The organism is Bordetella petrii (assembly GCF_020991325.1).
Lineage (GTDB): Bacteria > Pseudomonadota > Gammaproteobacteria > Burkholderiales > Burkholderiaceae_B > Bordetella_A > Bordetella_A petrii_E.
This window is the reverse complement of sequence record NZ_JAJMLX010000247.1, coordinates 1-6,804: the sequence shown is the minus strand read 5'-3', so window position 1 is coordinate 6,804 and position 6,804 is coordinate 1. Positions and strand designations below refer to the sequence as shown.

The window sequence follows — 6,804 nt, the reverse complement described above, 5'->3', positions numbered from 1 at the left end:
GACCGCGGGCCGCGGTGCCGGACGGCCAGCGGCCAGTTCGCGGGCCTGTCCCAGCAGCGACAGGGGGGCCTGTACCGCCTGGGGCTTGGTGGACGATGCAAAAACCGCGCCGAACGCGATGTAATCGGCGCCCGCGTCCAGCAACTGGCCGGCGCGGTCCAGTTCGTTGTAGCAGGACGCGCCCAGGATCAGGCCGGGAGCCTGCAGGCGCGCCTGCGCCAGGTCGCCGTCGTCGCGCCCCAGGTGGGCGCCGTCGGCGCCGACTTCCAGCGCCAATTGCCAGTGGTCGTTGACGAGAAACACCACACCCAGTTCGCGGCACAGGGGCGCCAGCGCGCGGGCCTGGGCGGCGCGTTGCGCGGGGGTGGCGTTTTTACGGCGCAACTGCAGCGCCGTCATGCCGCCCTCGGCCGCCTGGCGCACCGCGTCCAGCAGGCGTCCGGTGTCGTCCCAATCGGGGGTGACGCCGTACAGGCCGGCGGGAAAGCGCAGAGAGAGCATGGATGCGCCAGCAGGGCCCGCCGCCCGCCCGCCGTTGGAATTGGAATCGCCCGGCGCGGTCATGGCGTGCCGATGCGGTTGGGAATGCGGCGGCCCATGCCCGGCAGGAACGAGGCGCCCAGGGTGTCTTCGGCATGGCGCAGGGCCTGCTCGACCGCCTTGGGCATTTCCAGGCCCTGGGCCAACATGGCGGCCACGGCGGCGGCAGCCACGCCGCCAGTGTCGGCGTTGCGGTCCGGGGGGGCCTGCCAGGGCCAGGTCAGCGTCTGGCCGTCCGGGCCCAGCAGTACATTGGCGTGATGGCCGGGCCGCACCGGCGAGCCCAGCACCAGCACCCATTGCGCGCCGCCCGCGATCAGGGCGTGCATGGGGCTGGGCGCGTCGCCGATATCGATATCGCCATCGGCATGCCATTGGGCCAGCCGGATGTGTTCCACCACCACCAGGTCGGTTTGCGGCAGCACCAGTTCCAGGGTGGCCGCCAGCAGGTCGTCGGCGTCGTCCTGCGAGGCGGCGTCGTGCGCGGGCAGGCCGCGCTGGCCCAGGTGCAGCACCAGCGGCACCTGGCTGTAGTCGGCCGCCACCTGGGCCGCCACGCTGGCCGCCTCGGCGCTGTATAGTCCGCCAACCTTGATGGCCTGCACCGGCATGTCTTCGAGCAGGCAGCGGGCCTGGTCGTCGAGCAAGTCGGGGGACACGGGGTGGATTTCTTCGATGCCGGCGGTGTCCTGCACGGTAAGGGCGGTAGCCGCGGCCAGGCCGTGGCAGCCCAGCCGCGCGCTGGTCACGGCATCGGCCGGCAGGCCGTCGGCGCCGGTGGGATCGACCGGCCCGAAAATCAGGATGAGAGGGGGATTCACTGAGGACACACGCTGCGTGTAAACACGGGATTCCGGCTTGCGGGGGAGGCAAATCGGGCAACCCCTATTGGGTTTCGGTAAGATTGCCCCATTCTAATATGGATGTGCCCGCGCTTTGCCCCGCCCCGGGGGAAGCCGGCGCAGGCGATGTAACAGAGAAAAGCGAACTATGCGTACTTGGATGTGTCTGATCTGTGGTTGGGTTTACGATGAGGAGGCCGGTCTGCCCGATGAAGGCATCGCGCCCGGTACCCGTTGGGAAGATGTGCCCCCCAACTGGGTTTGTCCGGAATGCGGTGCCCGCAAAGAAGACTTCGAACTGATGGAAATCTGATTGCATGGGCGTCCGGCCGTCCGTGGCCGGCTGTCCGGTGCACGGCCCCAAGGGGTTGCCATGACCGACGAACACCACGATACCTCAGCCGACGAAGACGACGTGTCCGACGCGCCGGCCACCGACTTTTCCAATCAGTTCCTGATCGCCATGCCGCAGATGGTAGAAGGCAGCCTGGCCGGCTCGGTCATCTACATTTGCGAGCACACGGTGCGCGGCGCGCTGGGCCTGGTCATCAACCGGCCCACCGATCTCACGCTGGCCGCGCTGCTCGAGCGCATCGACCTGAAACTCGAGATCCAGCCCGCGGTGGACTCGCCCGTGTTTTTTGGCGGGCCGGTGCAAACCGACCGCGGCTTCGTGCTGCACGCGCCCGTGGGCGACTACAGTTCCAGCATCCAGCTGGGCGACCTGGCGCTGACCACGTCGCGCGACGTGCTGCAGGCCGTGGCCGAGGGCCATGGGCCGGCGCGCATGCTCGTCACCCTGGGCTATGCGGGCTGGGGCGCGGGCCAGCTGGAAAGCGAAATGGCGCAGAATGCCTGGCTGAGCGTGGGCGCCAATGCCGACATCATCTTCGACGTACCCCCCGAAGACCGCTATCCGGCGGCGCTGAAGCTGCTGGGGGTCGATCCGGTCATGCTGTCCGGCGGTGCGGGGCATGCCTGAAGAAACCCTGCTGGCGTTTGATTTCGGCGAAAAGAAAATCGGCATTGCCATCGGCAACACGCTGACGCGCCAGGCGCGCCCGCTCGAGATCATCGTGTCGGAAACGCGCGTGGCGCGCTTCGGCCGCATTGCGCAGCTGCTGCAGGAATGGCAGCCGCAGCGCGCCATCGTGGGGCTGCCGCTTACCACCGACGGCGGCGAGCAGCCCGCCACGCAGCGCAGCAGGCGTTTTGCCAATCAGTTGCACGGCCGTTTCGGCCTGGCGGTAGAACTAGTGGACGAACGCGGCTCCAGCATGGAGGCCCAGCGGCTGCTGGGCACGCATGCGCCCGACGACGCCGTGGCCGCCGCCGTGATCCTGCAACGCTATCTCGACGCCTTGCCGTGACCTGGTCCTGTCCGCCTCCGGCCCCGATCGCGAGTATGATGCCAGCCGGCTGGCCGGGCGCTCCACCGACGGGCGCGGGCGCAGCCTGGGAGTCCCACCCTTGCTGAAGCTGTTGCGTGTCATCCTGCGTCTGGTCCTGGTGGTGCCATGGATCATTTTCGGCCTGTTCTGCGTGGGCCTCATTTATCCGTTCATGGCATTGCCGGCGCGCGCCGGCCTGAACCGCTTCTGGTCGCGCTGCCTGATGGCCATGTGCGGCATCCGCGTCAAGACCAGCGGCCAGCCCATCATGGCCGGGCCGGTGCTCTGGGTGGCCAACCATGTGTCGTGGGTCGACATTTTCGTGGTGAACTCGGTGCGCGCCACGGCCTTCGTGGCCAAAAGCGAGATCCGGGCCTGGCCGGTCATCGGCTGGCTGGCGGCGGGGGCGGGCACTTTGTTCATCGAGCGCGGCCAGCGCCATGCGGTGCATGCGGTGGGCGAATCGGTGCAAGCGCGCTTCCGCCAGGGGGTGGCGGTGGGTTTGTTCCCCGAAGGCACCACCAGCGAAGGCGACACGGTGCGGCCCTTCCATGCCAGCCTGTTCGAGCCCGCCCGCATGGCCGGGGTGCCCATCCAGCCCCTGGTGCTGCGTTTCCTGCGGCATGGCCAGCGCAGCGCGCTGGCGGCTTTCGTGGGGGAAGAAACGCTGGCGGCGAACCTGTGGCGCGTGCTGGGCGCCACGGGCCTGGCCGTGGAAGTGGAATTCCTGCCGCCCGTGCCGGCCCATGGCCCCGACGGACAGCCCATTACGCGCCTGGAAATGTCGCGCCAGGCGCGCGAGGCGATTGCCGCGCACCTGTAACGGGCAACGGCCACGCGGCGGTTACTTGCCCGCCAGGGGATCCTGGAACTGCGAGCACTTGATCTGCACCAGCTTGTGGTCTTGCAGGCGCATGGCTGTCAGGGCTCCTCCCCACACGCAGCCGGTATCCAGGCAGATCACGTCGGATCGCTCCAGCAGCCCCAATGTGGACCAGTGTCCGAACACGATGGTGACGTCCTTGGTGGCGCGGCGGGGCACATCGAACCAGGGCAGCAGGCCGTCCGGCCAGGCCCCCGGGGCTACCTTGGTGGCGAATTCCATATGGCCCGCCGGCGTGCACAGGCGGATGCGCGTCAGCGCGTTGATGATCACCCGCAGGCGCTTGCCGCCCTTGTGGCGGTCTTTCCAGCTGACCGGCTCGTTGCCGTACATCTTCTGCAGGGCTTTTTGCCAGTTCGGGCCGCGCAGCGCGTCCTGGACCTCGGCCGCCAGGGCCAGGGTCTTGGCGACATCCCATTTGGCCAGCACGCCGGCATGCACCAGCAAATGCTTGTGCTCGTAATGGGCCAGCGGCCGGTGGCGCAGCCAGTCGATGAGATCGTCGGCATCCGGCGCTTGCAGGATCTCGTCGATGGTGTCCGACTTCGAGGGCTTGCGCACGCCCGCGGCCGCCGCCAGCAGGTGCAGGTCGTGATTGCCCAATACGGACACGGCCTGCTCGCCCAGGTCGATGATGCGGCGCAGCGTGGCCAGCGACTGAGGGCCACGGTTGATCAGGTCGCCGGCGAACCAGAAGCGCGCGTCAGGCTCACCCGCGATATCGGGGTGCGCCAGTAGTTGTTCCAGCGGTGCGCAGCACCCCTGCACGTCGCCGATCATCCAGATGCTGCTGCCTTTCATGCCGGGCTACGTCTCCAGGGCCAGCGCGACTGCGCGAAGCGCGCCGTCGCATGGCGGTATTCCATCAGGCTGAGCGCGCCCAGTGCCAGCAGCACGGCGCCCACATTGGGGCCCAGCGCCGTCAGCCAGGGCGGCCAGCGGCTGAGCATGCCTACATTCAGCGCCAATTGATTCAGCATGAAGAAGCCCACGCCCAGCAAAATGCCGATGAAGACTTTCGCGCCCACGCCGCCGCGGCGTGTCTGCATAAAGCCGATGGGCGCGGCGATGGTGATCATGACCAACAGGGTGAACGGATACGAGACTTTGCGCCACAGCGCCACCACTTGCCGGCCCGCGTCGAGCTGATTGTGGTGCAGGTAGTCGATGTAGTCGAGCAGGGTGACCAGCGACATGCGTTCGGGGGTCAGCACGCGGGCCAGCAGGCGTTCGGGGCTGAGCGTGGTGTCCAGTTCGCGCTGCGGCAGCTTCACCACCTTGGCCGGCGGTGTGCGCGGGGGCTTGGCGTCGGCCAGCGCCTGCGCCGCGCTTTCGTCGATGCGGGTTTCGGTGGCATCGCGCAGCACCAGCTTGTCGTCGGCGAAGGCGCCGGAAGCTGCGGTGGACAGGGTGGTCAGTTCCTGCCCTTGGCGGAATTCGTAGAGCGTCACGCTTTCGACGTTGCCGTCGGCCAGCAGCTTGCCGATATTGATGATGCGCGTGCCGCCGTTGCGGGTGGGTTCCTTGAACCAGTAGCCGCTGTCCATGCGGCTGCCGCTGGCTTTGCCGCGGAACATCAGGCTGGCTTCGCCGCTTTTGATTTCGGCGGCAGGGGTGACAAATTCGGAAAGCAGCGTGGCGCCGATCATCAGGGGCAGGGTGATCAGCCACAGCATGCGCAGCAGCCGCATGCCGCTGACGCCGGATACCCGCAATATGACCAGCTCGTTACGCTGCGCCAGCCCGGCCAGCGCCAGGATGGCGCCGATCAGCAGCCCGATGGGCAGCAGGTCGTACAGGCGGGTGGGCAGCGCCAGGGCCTGCATGTACAGCAGGGCCAGCATGCTGAATTTGTCGCCCACGTTGTCCAGGTCATCGACCAATGCGAAGAACGTGAACAGGCCCAGCAGGGCCAGCAAGACCACTGCACAAGAGCGATAGATTTCGCGGGCCAGGTAATGGCGGGCTGTACGCATGGGAAAAGGATACGTCGGTATGCGCGTAAACGTGGAAGCTTACCAAAATTGGCCGGTGTTCCGGCCCCTGCGGGCGTGTATCAAGGTATCTCGACCATGCGCATGCGGCGGGTCAGGGTGCCAGTGCGCGAGCCCAGGTAGCGGGTGCTGCGATGCTTGTCGTAATAGCGGGGGTTCGGCAGCATCGCCGCCAGGCGCGCTGCCTGCGAGGAACCCAGTCCGGCGGCGCTGGTGTTGTAGTAATGGCGCGCGGCCGCTTCGGCGCCGAACACTCCCACGCCCCATTCCGCCACATTCAGATACAGCTCCAGGATGCGGCGCTTGGGCATGACATGTTCGATCATGTAGGTCAGCATCAGCTCCTGGCCCTTGCGCAGGTAGCTGCGCGACGTGGACAGGAACAGGTTCTTGGCCAACTGCTGCGTAATGGTAGAGCCGCCGCGCCGCTTGCTGCGGCCTTTTTCTTCCTGGCGCTGGTTGTATTCCCAGGCTTTGCGGATGGCGTCCCATTCAACCCCGTCGTGCTCGGTGAAATTGGCGTCTTCAGACGCCACCACGGCGCGCTTGAGCGAATTGCTGATGCGGTCGTAGGGCACCCATTGATATTTCAGCTCGGCATCGGGGTCGGTTTCGCGCAGGCGCGACAGTTCCTGGCGCATGATCGAGCTGCTGCCGGGGTCGCGGTAGGCGTACCAGACCACCAGGCAGAACATCCACAACTGGTACATGATGATCAGGCACAGCAGGGCCATCAGGCTGGCGCCGATGACGCGGCCCCAGCGTATCCGGCTGACGGTCGAGCGGCGCGTTGCCATGCCCGTCAGCCCTGGGCCAGCAGGCTGGTGCGCAGCGCGGCCAGCACGGGTGTGGGATCGGGCCGCACGCCGTGCCAGATCAGGAAGCTTTCGGCGGCCTGGCCCACCAGCATGCCCAGTCCGTCGGCGGTGCGGGCGGCGCTGTCCGCCGTGGCCTGGCGCATGAACGCCGTGGGCGCCGCGGCGTACATCATGTCGTAGGCCAGGGCGTTGGGCGCATACAAGCCGCCAGGCAGGTCCGGCGCGGCCCCTTGCAGGCTGCTGGCGGTTGCGTTGATGGCCACATTCCAGCCGCCCGGGGTGGCGGCTTCTGCCAGCGCGCCGGCCGTGACATGGCAGCCCGGCAGCGCGCCGGCC

Annotated in this window: 9 protein-coding genes and 1 pseudogene; 4 read left to right on the top strand and 6 right to left on the bottom strand. The window is 67.6% G+C overall.

The annotated features are described in order from the left end of the window. Both LPZ50_RS19705 and thiD read right to left on the bottom strand, forming a co-directional pair. Nucleotides 1–501: thiamine phosphate synthase (locus LPZ50_RS19705; RefSeq protein WP_230664052.1), on the bottom strand; the 501-nt coding region annotated here is incomplete at its 3' end. A gap of 59 nt (nt 502–560) precedes the next feature. Continuing rightward, a complete protein-coding gene (gene thiD / locus LPZ50_RS19700; protein WP_419195615.1) occupies nt 561–1,370 on the bottom strand; it encodes a bifunctional hydroxymethylpyrimidine kinase/phosphomethylpyrimidine kinase in 810 nt (269 codons plus the stop codon). 160 nt (nt 1,371–1,530) lie between these two features. On the opposite strand from thiD, the gene LPZ50_RS19695 reads away from it, so the two are divergent. The 4 genes from LPZ50_RS19695 (at nt 1,531) to LPZ50_RS19680 (ending at nt 3,596) form a co-directional block, all read left to right on the top strand. Continuing rightward, complete coding sequence (locus tag LPZ50_RS19695) at nt 1,531–1,695, top strand: rubredoxin (RefSeq protein WP_003814980.1); 165 nt, start codon at nt 1,531–1,533, stop codon at nt 1,693–1,695. A gap of 60 nt (nt 1,696–1,755) precedes the next feature. Next, a complete protein-coding gene (locus LPZ50_RS19690) occupies nt 1,756–2,364 on the top strand; it encodes a YqgE/AlgH family protein (RefSeq protein WP_230664050.1) in 609 nt (202 codons plus the stop codon). Next, the gene (ruvX, locus tag LPZ50_RS19685) at nt 2,357–2,752 is read left to right on the top strand and encodes a Holliday junction resolvase RuvX (protein ID WP_230664048.1); all 396 of its coding nucleotides are present in this window, start codon (nt 2,357–2,359) and stop codon (nt 2,750–2,752) included. The genes LPZ50_RS19690 and ruvX overlap by 8 nt, the downstream gene beginning before the upstream one ends. 103 nt (nt 2,753–2,855) lie before the next feature. After that, nucleotides 2,856–3,596 (top strand): lysophospholipid acyltransferase family protein, encoded by a 741-nt coding sequence (locus LPZ50_RS19680; protein WP_230664055.1) that lies wholly within the window; start codon nt 2,856–2,858, stop codon nt 3,594–3,596. 21 nt (nt 3,597–3,617) lie between these two features. On the opposite strand, the gene LPZ50_RS19675 is transcribed toward LPZ50_RS19680, so the two are convergent. The 4 genes and pseudogenes from LPZ50_RS19675 to aroE all read right to left on the bottom strand — a co-directional run. Continuing rightward, complete coding sequence (locus LPZ50_RS19675; protein WP_230664045.1) at nt 3,618–4,457, bottom strand: symmetrical bis(5'-nucleosyl)-tetraphosphatase; 840 nt, start codon at nt 4,455–4,457, stop codon at nt 3,618–3,620. After that, nucleotides 4,454–5,632: an LPS export ABC transporter permease LptG gene (gene lptG, locus LPZ50_RS19670; protein ID WP_230664042.1), complete on the bottom strand. Its 1,179-nt coding sequence runs from the start codon at nt 5,630–5,632 to the stop codon at nt 4,454–4,456. Before lptG ends, LPZ50_RS19675 begins: the two co-directional genes overlap by 4 nt. 80 nt (nt 5,633–5,712) lie before the next feature. Then, on the bottom strand, nt 5,713–6,447 hold the full coding sequence (gene mtgA / locus LPZ50_RS19665) for a monofunctional biosynthetic peptidoglycan transglycosylase (protein ID WP_230664039.1): 735 nt from the start codon (nt 6,445–6,447) through the stop codon (nt 5,713–5,715). 5 nt (nt 6,448–6,452) lie between these two features. Beyond that, a pseudogene (aroE, locus tag LPZ50_RS19660) lies at nt 6,453–6,804 on the bottom strand (shikimate dehydrogenase); the annotation flags it as partial.